This is a genomic window from Mesorhizobium sp. LMG17149 (assembly GCF_024518695.1).
Lineage (GTDB): Bacteria > Pseudomonadota > Alphaproteobacteria > Rhizobiales > Rhizobiaceae > Mesorhizobium.
Genome location: NZ_JANIFL010000001.1, coordinates 53,733 through 66,446, shown reverse-complemented (window position 1 = coordinate 66,446; position 12,714 = coordinate 53,733). Strand labels below are relative to the sequence as shown.

Here is a 12,714-nt window from a genome sequence, read left to right as displayed (position 1 = left end):
CACCCGGGCGCGCCCGCACAGCAATATCCCGCCGCCACTTTTGATCTGATCCAGTGCCGTAAGGATCAGCCAACCGTCGATTTCAGGAATGCCAGCGCGGCAGCGGTCAGCGCGTCACCGTCCTCGCCGAAATCGCGATTGATCGACATATGCGTGTAGGCGCTGCCGTCGAACAGTGTGACCTGGGTGCCCGTCGCGCGCAGGCGCTCGGCAAAGGCCTTGGAGTCCTCACTCCGGCCAGGGGCGCGCGAATAGGCAATGAACGTCGGCGGGTGCTTGCGGCCGTCGACATGGCTGGCCGGCGACAGTGCCGCCCATTGCGCGGGATTGGAAAAGACGCGGGCATAGGCCCGCACCATGCCGCCCTTCTTGGCAAGTGCTGCAAGATCATAGGCCCTGGTATCGTCGAGAATGAGCGCGGCTATGCCGGGCAATCCGCCGCGCATGCCGGTCAGCGCAATCAGATGGCAGCCGGCCGAATGGCCCATGCCGACAATGCGGTTGGGATCGCCGCCATGCCGGGCGATGTTGGCCCTGATGAAAGCGTATGCCTTTTCGACGTCACCGGCCTGGGTGGCGACATCGGCCTGCGGCAGCATGCGGTAATCGATGGAGACGAAGCAGAAGCCGTTGGCGAGCAGGAAGGCCGGTTTGGCGTTGACCTGACTGCGTTTGCCAAACTGCCAGGTGCCGCCATGAACGAAAAACACGACCGGCAGGCCGATTGCACCATCGGGCGCATAGATGTCGAGCTTGGCCGACCCGTAGTCTAAGGTTTTTGGCGTGGGTCGGCGTGTTTCCGACGCGGCCGATGCTTTCAATGGCAGCATCGCCGCCACCGAGGCCATGATCAGGCTTCGTCGATCGATCATCACTGTCTCCTGACGAGGCAAGACTGCACGCGGCGGCCCCAGCCGTCCAGTCAGGGATTCGCAACACACCCGCTACCCGCGCTGAATGCCGCTCCGCACCGAGCGCCTTGATCTCGGAGTGGCCTCAAATCTTACGATCGCAGCCACCTCTTCACATGAAGGGAACAAACGGTACCCCCCGACAGTTGAATGCGAGGTGAGCCGAATGGAAGCCACAGCGGCTCCGAGGGCAAAAGCATCATGCGAGAGAACCAGTCTGACGTCTTTGATCTGTTTTCGGAAATTTACACCAACGCGGCGCAGGAAGAGATCAGCATCCAGCAATATCTCCTTGCCTGCCGCGAGGACAAGTCGATGTATGCCTCGGCGCCTGAACGGATGGTCGAGGCGATCGGCGAGCCGAACCTGGTCGACACCAGCAAGGATGAGCGGCTCGGCCGCATTTTCTCCAATCGGACCCTGAAAGTGTACCCCTCCTTTGCCGATTTCTATGGCATGGAGGACACAATCGAGCGCATCGCCGGCTATTTTCGCTATGCGTCGCAGGGGCTCGAGGAGCGCAAGCAAATCCTCTATTTGCTCGGTCCGGTCGGCGGCGGCAAATCCTCCCTTGCCGAGCGGCTGAAGAAGTTGATGGAACAGCGCCCTATCTACACGTTGAAGGTCGGCAACCAGGTCAGCCCGGTTTTCGAATCGCCGCTTGGTCTTTTCCATCCTGATCGCATGGGCGACCTGCTGGAGGAAAAATACGGCATTGCCCGACGCCGGTTGAATGGGCTCATTTCGCCATGGGCGGCCAAGCGCCTCGACGAACTTTCCGGCGACATTTCCAAGTTCAGCGTCGTCAAGCTGATGCCGTCGCGACTGCGCCAGATCGGCATCGCCAAGACCGAGCCTGGCGACGAGAACAATCAGGACGTCTCAGCCCTGGTCGGCAAGGTGGACATCCGGCAATTGGAAAACTTCAGCCAATCCGATCCGGACGCCTATTCCTATAGTGGCGGACTGAACCGGACCACTCAGGGCCTGCTTGAATTCGTCGAGATGTTCAAGGCGCCTATCAAGGTCCTGCATCCGCTGCTGACCGCTACCCAGGAAGGCAGCTACAACGGCACCGAAAATTTCGGCGCCTTTCCCTACCAGGGAATCATCGTGGCCCATTCCAACGAGTCGGAATGGCTGCAGTTCAAGAACAACAAGAACAATGAGGCTTTTCTCGATCGCATCCTCGTGGTCAAGGTGCCGTATTGCCTGCGGATAACCGAAGAGCGGCAGATCTACGAGAAACTGCTGCGGGAGAGCGAATTGGCCGCCAGTCCCTGCGCTCCCGAGGTGCTGGACATCCTCAGCCGGTTTACCGTCTCGACCCGCTTGGCCGAGCACGACAATTCGCCGCTCTACACCAAGATGCGCGCCTATGATGGCGAGAACCTCAAGGAGGTCGACCCCAAGGCGAAGTCGGTTCAGGAATATCGGGACGCCGCCGGCGTCGACGAGGGCATGGCAGGCGTCAGCACGCGCTTTGCCTTCAAGATCCTGTCGCAGACCTTCAACTACGACACTGAAGAGGTGGCCGCCGACCCCGTGCACCTCATGTACATCCTGGAGGAGGCGATCAAGCGCGAACAGTTTCCGAAGGAGACGGAAGCCGCCTATCTGGAGTTCATCAAGTCCGAGCTGGCCGCGCGGTATGCCGAATTCATCGGCCATGAGATCCAGAAAGCCTATCTGGAATCGTACAGCGAGTACGGCCAGAATCTTTTCGACCGCTACATCGCCTATGCCGACGCCTGGATCGAAGACCAGGACTACAAGGATCCCGACACCGGCCAGATCCTCAACCGCGAGGTTTTGGACAACGAGCTTTCGCAGGTCGAAAAACCGGCCGGCATCGCCAATCCCAAGGACTTCCGCAATGAGGTGGTGAAATTCACGCTGCGCGCCCGTGCAAGAAACCATGGCCGCAACCCGGCGTGGACAAGTTACGAAAAGCTGCGGGAAGTCATCGAGAAACGCATGTTCGGCCAGGTCGAGGACCTCCTGCCGGTGATCAGTTTCGGCTCCAAGCAGGACAGCGTCACGGAAAAGCGGCACAATGAATTCGTGCAGCGGATGGTCGAGCGCGGCTACACAGAGCGGCAGGTTCGTCGCCTTGTGGACTGGTACATGCGGGTGAACAGGGCGGGTTAGAGAACCCGGATGGTTCCATGCCGATCTTCATCGACCGCCGCCTGAACCCGAAAGACAAGAGCCTCGGCAATCGCCAGCGCTTCCTGCGACGCGCGCGCGAGGAATTGAAACGGAGCATACGCGACCAGATCCGCACCGGCAGGATCGCCGACGCGGATTCCGAGCACGCCGTGCGCATGCCCGAAAGAGGCACAAGCGAGCCGAGCTTCAGCAACGCCCGCGACAGTGGCAGGCGCCAGCACATCTTGCCGGGCAACAGGCATTTCTCCGCTGGAGACCTGATCCCCAAGCCCGGCGGAGGCGGCGGGGGAGCGTCGTCCCCGGGAAACAAGGCATCCGAGGACGACTTTCGTTTCGTACTGTCGCGCGAGGAAGTGCTCGATCTTTTCTTCGAGGATCTCGAACTCCCCGACATGGTCAAGCTCAACCTCAAGGAGATCCTTGCCTTCAAGCCGCGCAGGGCGGGCTTCGCCGCCACCGGTTCGCCGACCAACATCAATGTCGGCCGCACGATGCGCAACAGCCACGGCCGCCGCATTGCGCTGAGGCGCCCCAAGCAGGTCGAACTGGATGCGATCCTCGAGGAAATCGCCTCGCTCGAGGAGGCGCCATCCAGCGCCGACGCGCGCCAGCGTATCGCGGCATTGCGCGAAGAGCTTGACCGGCTGGAACGACGCCGCCGACGCATTGCCTATGTCGATCCGGTTGACATCCGCTTCAACCGCTTCGATTCCCGGCCGGTGCCGAACGCCAATGCCGTCATGTTCTGTCTGATGGACGTGTCCGGGTCCATGGGCGAGCGCGAGAAGGATCTGGCCAAGCGCTTCTTCGTCTTGCTGCACCTGTTCTTGAAACGACGCTACGACCGCATCGAGATTGTCTTCATCCGCCACACGCACCTGGCTCAGGAGGTCGACGAGGAGACATTTTTCTACAACACCCAAAGCGGCGGCACTGTCGTTTCCACCGCGCTGGAGGAAATGCACCGTATTATCGCGAGCCGCTACCCGGCCCACGACTGGAATATCTATGCTGCCCAGGCCTCGGACGGCGACAATTTCGCCGGCGATTCAGAGCGATGCATTTCGCTGCTCAACGGCGAGCTCATGCGGCTGTGCCAGTATTTTGCCTATGTCGAGATCATCGACGAGCGTGAAGCCCATATTTTCGGCTCGACCGAAAACGGGACATCGCTGTGGCGTGCCTATAACGCCATCGACCAGAAATGGCCGAACTTCCAGATGAGCCGCATCGCTACGCCCGCCGATATCTACCCGGTCTTTCGCCAGCTTTTCGGCAGGCAGCCGGTCTCCCTCAAGCGGGCATGAGGGTTCCCGATGGTCAGACAAGCCAGCAAATCCAGCCTGCTTTTTTCAGGGTCCGACTGGGATTTCAAAACATTGTCGCGGGCCTATGACGCGATCGAGGCACTTGCGGTCGAAGAGCTTCATCTGGACACCTATCCCGTTCAGATGGAGATCATCTCCTCGCAACAGATGCTCGACGCCTATTCGTCCATTGGCATGCCATTGATGTACCGTCACTGGTCTTTCGGCAAACATTTCCTCCACCAGGATCTGCTCTATCGCAAGGGCGGGCGAGGGCTTGCTTATGAACTGGTCATCAATTCCAATCCCTGCATCGTCTATCTGATGGAGGAAAACACCATGGCCCTGCAGGCCTTGGTGACGGCCCATGCAGCGCTCGGGCACAATCATTTCTTCAAGAACAATCAATTGTTCAAACAATGGACGGATGCAGGTGCGATCCTCGGCTACCTGGACTTCGCCAAGGGCTACATAGTCCGTTGCGAGGAGCGGCACGGCCTCGCCGCCGTCGAGGCTGTGCTCGATTCCGCCCACGCGCTGATGGATCAGGGCGTGTTTCGCTATCACCGGCCGCCGAGGCTGTCTTCGGAACGGCAACGCGAAGGAATTCGCGAGCGTCTCGAATACGAGGAGCGCTCCTACAACGACTTGTGGCGTACGCTGCCGCCTTCGCAGCAAGCGGCCAACGACAAGGGCCAGGACCCGGAGCGGAAGAAATCGCTAAACCTGCCTGAGGAAAACCTGCTCTATTTCCTGGAAAAGAACAGCCCGGTCCTGGAGCCCTGGCAGCGTGAGATCATCAGGATCGTTCGGGTCATCGCGCAATATTTTTACCCGCAACGGCAAACACAGGTGATGAACGAGGGCTGCGCCACGTTCGTGCACTATACGCTGATGAACATGCTGTTCGACCGCGGCCAGATCAGCGAAGGCGCCATGCTCGAAATCCTGCGCAATCATTCCAACGTGGTCTTTCAGCCGGCCTTCGACGATCCGCGTTTTTCAGGCATCAACCCCTATGCTCTCGGCCTCGACATGATGCAGGACATTCAGCGCATGTCGACCAAACCCACGGCCGAGGACCGCGATTGGTTCCCCGACATCGCTGGCCAGGGCAACTGGCGCGAGGTCCTGCTTGACGCCTGGGCCGAGCATCGCGACGAATCCTTCATCCGCCAGTACCTCAGTCCGGCCTTGATCCGGAAATGGCGGTTTTTTGTGCTTGGCGACGCTGCCGACCAACCGCATTGTCTGGTCGCCTCGATCCACGACGAGCGCGGCTACGCCAAGATACGCGCCACGCTCGCCAACAGCTATGATCTCGGCGCGAACCGGCCGGACATTCAGGTGGTGGATGTCGATCTGCTCGGCGACCGCCATTTGCGCCTGCAGCACAAGGTCAATGACGGCATCCTTCTCGAGGATGCCAGCCGCGACGCCACGCTTCGTCACATCCGCAGGCTTTGGGGTTATGAAGTCAGCCTGGCGGCCATGGATGCCGAGACCGGCGCGACGATCCACGAACGCTCGACCAGCCAGATCGCCGGATGACGTGCCCCGGCCTCCCTTCGCGTATCAGGTGTCGCCGGCTGGCCTGATCCTCAGCCTTGCGATCCGGTTCTTGTCGCGTTTCATGACGATGAAGCGCTTGCCGTGGAACGTAAAAGCCTGCTTCTCCTCGGGGATCGATTGCGTCTCGTGGATGACGAGGCCGGCAATGGTGGTGGCCTCCTCATCCGGCAGGTTCCAGTCGAGAGCCCGGTTGAGGTCACGGATCGGCACCGTACCGTCGACGACCACGGAGCCGTCGGCCTCCTGCTTGACGCCCTGTATGTCGACATCATGCTCGTCGGCGATCTCGCCGACGATCTCCTCGATAATGTCCTCCAGCGTCACCAGTCCTTCGACCTCGCCATATTCGTCGACGACGACGGCGAAATGCGCTTTGCGGCGAAGGAAGGCGTTGAGCTGTTCCTGCAAGGTCGTGGTGTCGGGCACGAACCAGGGCTTCGAGGCGATCTTCATCACATCGATCCTGGAGAAGTCGTTGCCGACTTCGTTCAAGGCGCGCAGCAGATCCTTTGCATGCAGCACGCCGACGATGTTGTCGAGCGAGCCTTTCCACAGCGGCATGCGGGTGTGCGGGCTTTGCAAGATCTCGCGCACCACCGCTTCCGGCGCATTGTCGGCATTGACCGAGCGCATGTTGGTGCGGTGGACCATGATGTCGGAGACTTCGAGTTCGGCGAGATCGAACAGGCCACCGACGCGGTCGCGATCCTCGCGCACCACCTGGCCGTCGCGGCGGAAATCGTCGACCGCGCCGCGCAACTCGTCCTGGCTGGAACGCTGCGGCTCGATGCGCGAAAGCTCGTATCCGAACATGGCAAGCAGGCGCGTGCGCACGGCAACGAGCAGCAGGATGAGGATGGCAAGGACGGCGACGACGATCCAGCCGGGCTCGTTCATCTCCGGTCGCTTTCCTTTGGGTGATTCTCCCTGAGGAACGACAGCACTTCCGAGGCCGGCACGTCCTTGGCGATGAAGGCTTGGCCGACGCCGCGCGTCAGGATGAAGGTCAGCGCGCCGCGCGATACCTTCTTGTCCTGGGTGATGAAGGCAAGCAGCGCCTCGGCGTCAGGCAGATCGCCCGGGATGTCCGCTATCCGCCAGGGCAGGCCGACGGCACGCAGATGCGCCTCGACGCGCGCGGCATCATCGGGGCTTGCCAGATTGAGCCGCGACGAGAACCGGTAGGCCAGCGCCATGCCGATGGCGACGCCTTCGCCATGGACGAGGCGGGCTCCGTCATACCGGGTGGCGGCTTCCAGCGCGTGGCCGAATGTGTGGCCGAGATTGAGCAGCGCGCGGTCGCCGGTCTCGAATTCGTCGCGCGCAACCATTTCGGCCTTGGCGCGGCAGGCTTCGGCAATAGCCTGCGCCCTCTCCGGCCCGCCGGCGAAAACCTGGACCCAATTCTTTTCCAGCCAGGTGAAAAATTCTGGCCGGTCGATGAGCCCGTATTTGGCGAGTTCGGCATAGCCGGCGCGGAATTCGCGGATAGGCAGCGTGTCGAGCACCCCGGTGTCGGCCAACACCAGTTTCGGCTGATGGAAGACGCCGACGAGGTTCTTGCCGCGTGGGCTGTTGATGCCGGTCTTGCCGCCGACCGAGGAATCGACCTGCGCCAGCAGCGAGGTCGGGATCTGCACGAAATTCATCCCGCGCCGCACGATGCCGGCGGCAAAGCCGGCAAGGTCGCCGATAACGCCGCCGCCGAAGGCGATGACGATGTCGCCGCGTTCCAGTTTCGCAGCCAGCACACCGTCGACCACCTCTTCGAGATGAGCAAAACTCTTGGTCTTCTCGCCGGGCGGCAACGTGATCACGGCGGTCTGGATGCCGTCCGTTTCGAGGCTGGCCTGAAGGGTAGCGAGATGCGCTGCCGCGACATTGGCGTCGGTGACGACCGCGGCGCGTGTACCCGGCAGGCGGCCCGATATCTCGGCACCCGCGCGGGCCAACAACCCCGAACCTATCAGGATATCGTAGGTCCGGTCGCCAAGGCCGACTTCGACGACAACGGGTGCCTCGATGCTCACTGTTCCACCTCGCCCGTCGCCGTCGTCTCATCGATGCCGAAATGCCGGCACAGCGCGTCCACCACCTCGGTCGCGATGACTTCCTTGCGGTCGTCGCGGGTCGGCACGGTGACATCAGATGTCGCGTAGACCGGATAGCGCTCGCCCATCAGCCGCTCCAGCACGGCGCGCGGATCGGCACTTTTCAACAATGGCCGGTTCTGTTTCTTGGAGACGCGGTCCATCAGAAGATCGAGCTCGGCCTTCAGCCATACCGACACGCCCTGGGCTGCAATCGCCTCGCGCGTCTGCGCATTCATGAAGGCGCCGCCGCCGGTCGACAGCACCTGCGGGCCGTTTTCCAGCACGCGCAGGATGACGCGCTGCTCCAGCGCCCGGAATTCGGTCTCGCCATAGCGCTCGAACAGCTCCGGAACGGTCATGCGCGAGACGCTTTCGATCTCCTGGTCGCTGTCGATGAAGGGCAGAGCCAGCATCGTCGCCACCTTGCGGCCGATCGCCGTCTTGCCGGCACCCATCAATCCGACGAAGACGACGGAACGGCTGCCCAGCCGGCCAAGCAACGCGGCGTGGATCTCGTCTGGAGGATTTGCTGGCAGCGCGTTCATCGGATGTTTCGAAGGCCCTCTTTGCCGGCGTATCGACATGAAAAGCCCGTTTGCGTCAAGCGGGGCAAGCGCCTTGAACCCGATATGGACCAGCAGGGTCTGCATCAGAAGTTGCTAACAGGCCTCCGCTTCTTCCTTGAATTGGCCGGATTGGCGTCCCATAAGGGGACAGGGTTTGGAAACGCAGAACAAGAAGACGGGCGAAAATTGATGCCGACACTGTTTCGCTTTGTCGTGGTAACAGCGATTCTGGCAGGCATTGCCTATGGTGCGATGTTCGCACTGGTGATGTTCGTCGAGCCAAAGAAGGGCGAAATGAGCGTGCGCATCCCTCCGGAAAAGCTGAACCCCAAGAAAAGCTGAACCCGAAGAAAAGTTGAATGAACAGCGCCGCCCGCATCGAAGCCTTTCTGGAAATGATGAGCGCCGAGCGGGGCGCGGCTGAAAATACGCTTTCCTCCTACCGCCGCGACCTCGAGGACGCTTCTGGCGCGATCGATGGCGGGCTGGCTGGTGCCGCCGCCGCCGATATCCGCGCCTATCTCGACGACATTGCCGCCCGCGGCTTTGCCGCCACGTCGCAGGCGCGCAAACTGTCGGCGATCCGCCAGTTCTTCAAATTCCTCTACGCCGAAGGCCTGCGCGGCGATGACCCGACCGGCACGCTGGACAGCCCGAAAAAGGGCCGTCCGCTGCCCAAGACGATGAGCGAGGTCGACACCGGCCGGCTGATCGACCGAGCGGCGCTGGAGGCCGGCGATGTCTCGTCGGGCGATGGGGACAGTCTGGCGTCACTGCGCCTGCATGCGCTGGTCGAGGTGCTTTACGCCACCGGCCTGCGCGTTTCCGAGCTGGTCGGCCTGCCGGTGACGGTGGCGCAGCGCGACGACCGTTTTTTCATGGTGCGCGGCAAGGGCGACAAGGAGCGCATGGTGCCGCTCTCGGCCAAGGCACGCGCGGCGATGAAGACCTGGCTCGCCGCCCGCGCCAAGGTGCCAGCCTTTGCCGACAGTCCGTTCCTGTTTCCGGCCGCCTCCGACAGCGGCTATCTCTCGCGCCAGGTCTTCGCGCGTGACCTGAAGGGGCTGGCGGCAAGGGCCGGCATCGCCTCGGCGAAGATCTCGCCGCACGTGCTGCGCCATGCTTTCGCCAGCCATCTCCTGCAGAACGGCGCCGATCTCCGGGCCGTGCAGCAATTGCTTGGCCATGCCGACATATCGACGACACAGATTTACACCCATGTGCTGGAAGAGCGGCTGGTGCGGCTGGTCAACGATCATCATCCGCTTGCCGACTAGGCCTCATATCGCTATGTGAGGACGACATTTCACCGCCCGGAGCCTTGGATTCAAGGGTTCCGTCAGCCACTGCCTTCCGACGTATCGGTCCGCTCACGCATGTATAATTACCTCGATTTCGAAAAGCCGGTGCAGGACCTCGAGGGCAAGATCCTCGAGCTGAAGAAGCTTGCCGAGAATGGCGAGGCGGTCGATGTCGGCGACGAGATCAGCCGTCTCGAGAAGCGCTCCCGCGACGCGCTGCGCGACGCCTACAAGGCGCTGACGCCGTGGCAGAAGGTGCAGGTGGCTCGCCATCCCGACAGGCCGCATTGCGTCGACTATATCAAGGGCCTGCTCACCGATTTCACGCCGCTGGCCGGCGACCGCAATTTCGGTGAGGACCAGGCGATCGTCGGCGGTTTCGCCCGTTTCCGCGGCGAACCTATTGCCATCATCGGCCAGGAAAAAGGTTCCGACACAGCCAGCCGCCTGAAGCACAATTTCGGCTCGGTTCGCCCGGAGGGCTACCGCAAGGCGGTACGGCTGATGGAACTGGCCGACCGCTTCAAGATCCCGCTGCTGACGCTGGTCGACACGGCCGGCGCCTATCCCGGTGTCAACGCTGAAGAGCGCGGCCAGGCGGAGGCTATCGCCCGTTCAACCTCGACCTGTCTCGGCCTGAAAGTACCGTCGATCTCGGTGGTCATCGGCGAAGGCGGTTCGGGCGGCGCCATTGCCATCGCCACCGCCAACCGCGTCTACATGCTCGAACACGCCATCTATTCGGTGATTTCGCCGGAAGGTGCCGCCTCGATCCTGTGGCGCGACACGACGCGATCGAAGGATGCGGCAACCAACATGAAGATCACCGCGCAGGACCTTCTGGAGCTGAAGATCATCGACGCCATCATCCCCGAGCCGCTCGGCGGCGCGCATCGCGGCGCCGAAACGGTGATCGCTGCGACCGGAGACCTCATCGCCAGGACGATGAAGGACTTTGCCGGCGCCAACACCGATTTCCGCGAGCAGCGCCGCGAAAAATACCTGGCCATGGGCCGCAGTCTCTGACCACAGGCAGCCTTGGCCGCAACAATGTGGCGGGGCGGAGCATTTTTGCCACAAAAATGCCGCTGCATTCGGCTCAATGAGACTGCCGCAGGGGGATGCGTCGGCACTTGCGGTAAGGAATTTATTAGGGTTAACGGGCTTAGGGTCCGTCGATGCGCAGTGTAGCAGCCGGGGCAGGAAACGTCCTGGCGCCAGAGAAAAGACGATATCCGTAGCCATGTTTGTCAAGCTCGCCCGCACCGGAATCCTGATAGCCGCACTCGGCGTTGCCGGCTGCAACAATTCGTCGATGAAGGATTTTGCCCCGGAGGCCAACAAGCCGCTGCCCGACAAGATCCTTGCCGACATGAAGGCCAAGGGCATGGTCCGCACCTCGTCGGTGATGGCCCGCATCTTCAAGGAAGAAGGCAAGCTCGAAATCTGGAAGGCCAAGACCAACGGCCGCTACGACATGGTCGCCAGCTACGACATCTGCAAATGGTCGGGCAAGCTCGGGCCGAAATACACCGAAGGCGACCGCCAGGCGCCGGAAGGCTTCTACACGGTGCGCCCGGCGCAGATGAATCCGCGCTCGAACTACCATTTGTCCTTCAACATCGGCTATCCCAACGCCTATGACCGCGCCAATGGCCGTACCGGCTCCAATTTGATGGTGCACGGCGCCTGCTCGTCGTCGGGCTGCTATTCGATGACCGATGCGCAGATCGAGCAGATCTATGCCTTCGGCCGCGACGCCTTCCAGGGCGGCCAGACCGAGTTCCAGATCCAGGCGTTTCCATTCCGCATGACCGCCGCCAACATGGCGCGCTACCGCAACGACCCGAATTACGACTTCTGGAAGATGCTGAAGGTCGGCTACGACAATTTCGAGATCACCAAGGTGCCGCCGAAGGTCGATGTCTGCGAGAAGCGTTATGTCTTCAACCAGGTTGCCGCCGACGGTCAGACATTCGACCCGACCGGCGCCTGCCCGGCGACCACGCAACCTGATTCGCTGAAGAGCGCCTACAATTCCTACATGAGCACCTACGACGCTGCGTTCAGCGGCGCGGTCAAGGCCAGCGTGCCGGCGCCCAAGCCGACCATCGCCGGCATCAAGGAAGCCAGCATCGTCTCCGACTGGTCCAAGCGCCGCGCACGCGGCGAACGCGTGCCGATCGATCCGCCGTCGCTCAACAATGACGGCTCGGTCACCGAGACGGCACGCATGGGCCGCATCGATTCGCCCGCTGGCCGCAAGATGGCGGCCCTCGATGCCGAAAAGGCGGCCAAGCAGAAGGCCGAGGAGCAGAGGCTCGCTGCCATAGAGGCGGCCAAGCAAGCCAAGGAAGCCGCCAAGGCCCAGGCTCTGGCCGAAAAGGAGGCCGAAAAGGCTGCCAAGGAAGCCCCTGTCGCCACCGCGACCATCGCGGCCCCTTCGGAAGCGGCACCGATGGCTGAGACGCAAGCGGCGAGTGCCGACGAGAGCCGCGTGACGAAGCTGAAGAACAAGCTGCTCGGCATGTTCGGCGGTTGATTTCGCCCGTGGATGACCGCGCCGCTATTTATGACCTCAAGGGGCTGAACTGCCCCTTGCCCGTGCTCAAGGCCAAGAAGCGCCTGGCGGGGATGCAACCGGGCAGCCGGCTCTGGCTGGAGACCACCGACCCGCTCGCCGTCATCGACATTCCGGCATTCTGTTCGGAGAGCGGCCACCAGTTGATTGAAACGGCGGCGGTCTCCGGCGGCCATCGCTTCCTGGTCGAGCGCGGCGCGCCGTAATCGTG

At 62.0% G+C, this 12,714-nt stretch carries 12 protein-coding genes; 8 read left to right on the top strand and 4 right to left on the bottom strand.

Translation table 11 applies throughout. The annotated features are described in order from the left end of the window. Positions 1-65: 65 nt before the first annotated feature. Entirely contained in the window at positions 66-872 is an 807-nt protein-coding gene (locus NP945_RS00300) for an alpha/beta hydrolase (RefSeq protein ID WP_256745269.1), read from the bottom strand. A gap of 240 nt (positions 873-1,112) precedes the next feature. On the opposite strand from NP945_RS00300, the gene NP945_RS00295 reads away from it, so the two are divergent. Genes NP945_RS00295 through NP945_RS00285 form a run of 3 tightly spaced genes read left to right on the top strand, consistent with a single transcriptional unit; the run spans position 1,113 to position 5,941 of the window. Then, positions 1,113-3,062 (top strand): PrkA family serine protein kinase, encoded by a 1,950-nt coding sequence (locus tag NP945_RS00295; RefSeq protein WP_256745268.1) that lies wholly within the window; start codon positions 1,113-1,115, stop codon positions 3,060-3,062. 17 nt (positions 3,063-3,079) lie between these two features. After that, positions 3,080-4,390 carry a YeaH/YhbH family protein gene (locus NP945_RS00290; protein ID WP_128308428.1) on the top strand — a complete coding sequence of 437 codons (1,311 nt, stop codon included), beginning with the start codon at positions 3,080-3,082 and terminating at the stop codon, positions 4,388-4,390. Between the two features lie 9 nt (positions 4,391-4,399). Further along, on the top strand, positions 4,400-5,941 hold the full coding sequence (locus NP945_RS00285; RefSeq protein ID WP_256745267.1) for a SpoVR family protein: 1,542 nt from the start codon (positions 4,400-4,402) through the stop codon (positions 5,939-5,941). 24 nt (positions 5,942-5,965) lie between these two features. Here the strand turns inward: NP945_RS00285 and NP945_RS00280 are convergent, their stop codons facing one another. From NP945_RS00280 to NP945_RS00270, 3 genes are read right to left on the bottom strand one after another with little or no spacing between them, the layout of a single operon-like run. Beyond that, entirely contained in the window at positions 5,966-6,859 is an 894-nt protein-coding gene (locus tag NP945_RS00280; RefSeq protein WP_127323131.1) for an HlyC/CorC family transporter, read from the bottom strand. Then, positions 6,856-7,992, bottom strand: a complete 1,137-nt coding sequence (aroB, locus tag NP945_RS00275) for a 3-dehydroquinate synthase (RefSeq protein ID WP_256745266.1) — start codon at positions 7,990-7,992, stop codon at positions 6,856-6,858. The genes NP945_RS00280 and aroB overlap by 4 nt, the downstream gene beginning before the upstream one ends. Continuing rightward, positions 7,989-8,600: a shikimate kinase gene (locus NP945_RS00270; protein WP_256745265.1), complete on the bottom strand. Its 612-nt coding sequence runs from the start codon at positions 8,598-8,600 to the stop codon at positions 7,989-7,991. The genes aroB and NP945_RS00270 overlap by 4 nt, the downstream gene beginning before the upstream one ends. A gap of 210 nt (positions 8,601-8,810) precedes the next feature. Between NP945_RS00270 and NP945_RS00265 the strand changes: the two genes are divergently transcribed. The 5 genes from NP945_RS00265 (at position 8,811) to NP945_RS00245 (ending at position 12,709) form a co-directional block, all read left to right on the top strand. Continuing rightward, entirely contained in the window at positions 8,811-8,963 is a 153-nt protein-coding gene (locus NP945_RS00265) for a histidine kinase (protein ID WP_127266685.1), read from the top strand. 17 nt (positions 8,964-8,980) lie between these two features. After that, on the top strand, positions 8,981-9,898 hold the full coding sequence (locus NP945_RS00260) for a site-specific tyrosine recombinase XerD (RefSeq protein ID WP_256745264.1): 918 nt from the start codon (positions 8,981-8,983) through the stop codon (positions 9,896-9,898). Positions 9,899-9,997: 99 nt separating this feature from the next. Then, complete coding sequence (locus NP945_RS00255) at positions 9,998-10,948, top strand: acetyl-CoA carboxylase carboxyltransferase subunit alpha (RefSeq protein WP_256745263.1); 951 nt, start codon at positions 9,998-10,000, stop codon at positions 10,946-10,948. A 217-nt stretch (positions 10,949-11,165) separates the two neighbouring features. Beyond that, positions 11,166-12,464: a murein L,D-transpeptidase family protein gene (locus NP945_RS00250; protein ID WP_127380034.1), complete on the top strand. Its 1,299-nt coding sequence runs from the start codon at positions 11,166-11,168 to the stop codon at positions 12,462-12,464. Positions 12,465-12,472: 8 nt separating this feature from the next. Then, entirely contained in the window at positions 12,473-12,709 is a 237-nt protein-coding gene (locus NP945_RS00245) for a sulfurtransferase TusA family protein (RefSeq protein WP_164761850.1), read from the top strand. Positions 12,710-12,714 lie beyond the last annotated feature (5 nt).

Excerpts from the sequence above, each read along its gene's own strand:
- NP945_RS00300 (WP_256745269.1), bottom strand. The coding sequence starts at position 872 with ATGATCGATCGACGAAGCCTGATCATGGCCTCGGTGGCGGCGATGCTG.
- NP945_RS00295 (WP_256745268.1), top strand. The coding sequence starts at position 1,113 with ATGCGAGAGAACCAGTCTGACGTCTTTGATCTGTTTTCGGAAATTTAC.
- NP945_RS00290 (WP_128308428.1), top strand. The coding sequence starts at position 3,080 with ATGCCGATCTTCATCGACCGCCGCCTGAACCCGAAAGACAAGAGCCTC.
- NP945_RS00285 (WP_256745267.1), top strand. The coding sequence starts at position 4,400 with ATGGTCAGACAAGCCAGCAAATCCAGCCTGCTTTTTTCAGGGTCCGAC.
- NP945_RS00280 (WP_127323131.1), bottom strand. The coding sequence starts at position 6,859 with ATGAACGAGCCCGGCTGGATCGTCGTCGCCGTCCTTGCCATCCTCATC.
- NP945_RS00270 (WP_256745265.1), bottom strand. The coding sequence starts at position 8,600 with ATGAACGCGCTGCCAGCAAATCCTCCAGACGAGATCCACGCCGCGTTG.
- NP945_RS00265 (WP_127266685.1), top strand. The coding sequence starts at position 8,811 with ATGCCGACACTGTTTCGCTTTGTCGTGGTAACAGCGATTCTGGCAGGC.
- NP945_RS00260 (WP_256745264.1), top strand. The coding sequence starts at position 8,981 with ATGAACAGCGCCGCCCGCATCGAAGCCTTTCTGGAAATGATGAGCGCC.
- NP945_RS00255 (WP_256745263.1), top strand. The coding sequence starts at position 9,998 with ATGTATAATTACCTCGATTTCGAAAAGCCGGTGCAGGACCTCGAGGGC.
- NP945_RS00250 (WP_127380034.1), top strand. The coding sequence starts at position 11,166 with ATGTTTGTCAAGCTCGCCCGCACCGGAATCCTGATAGCCGCACTCGGC.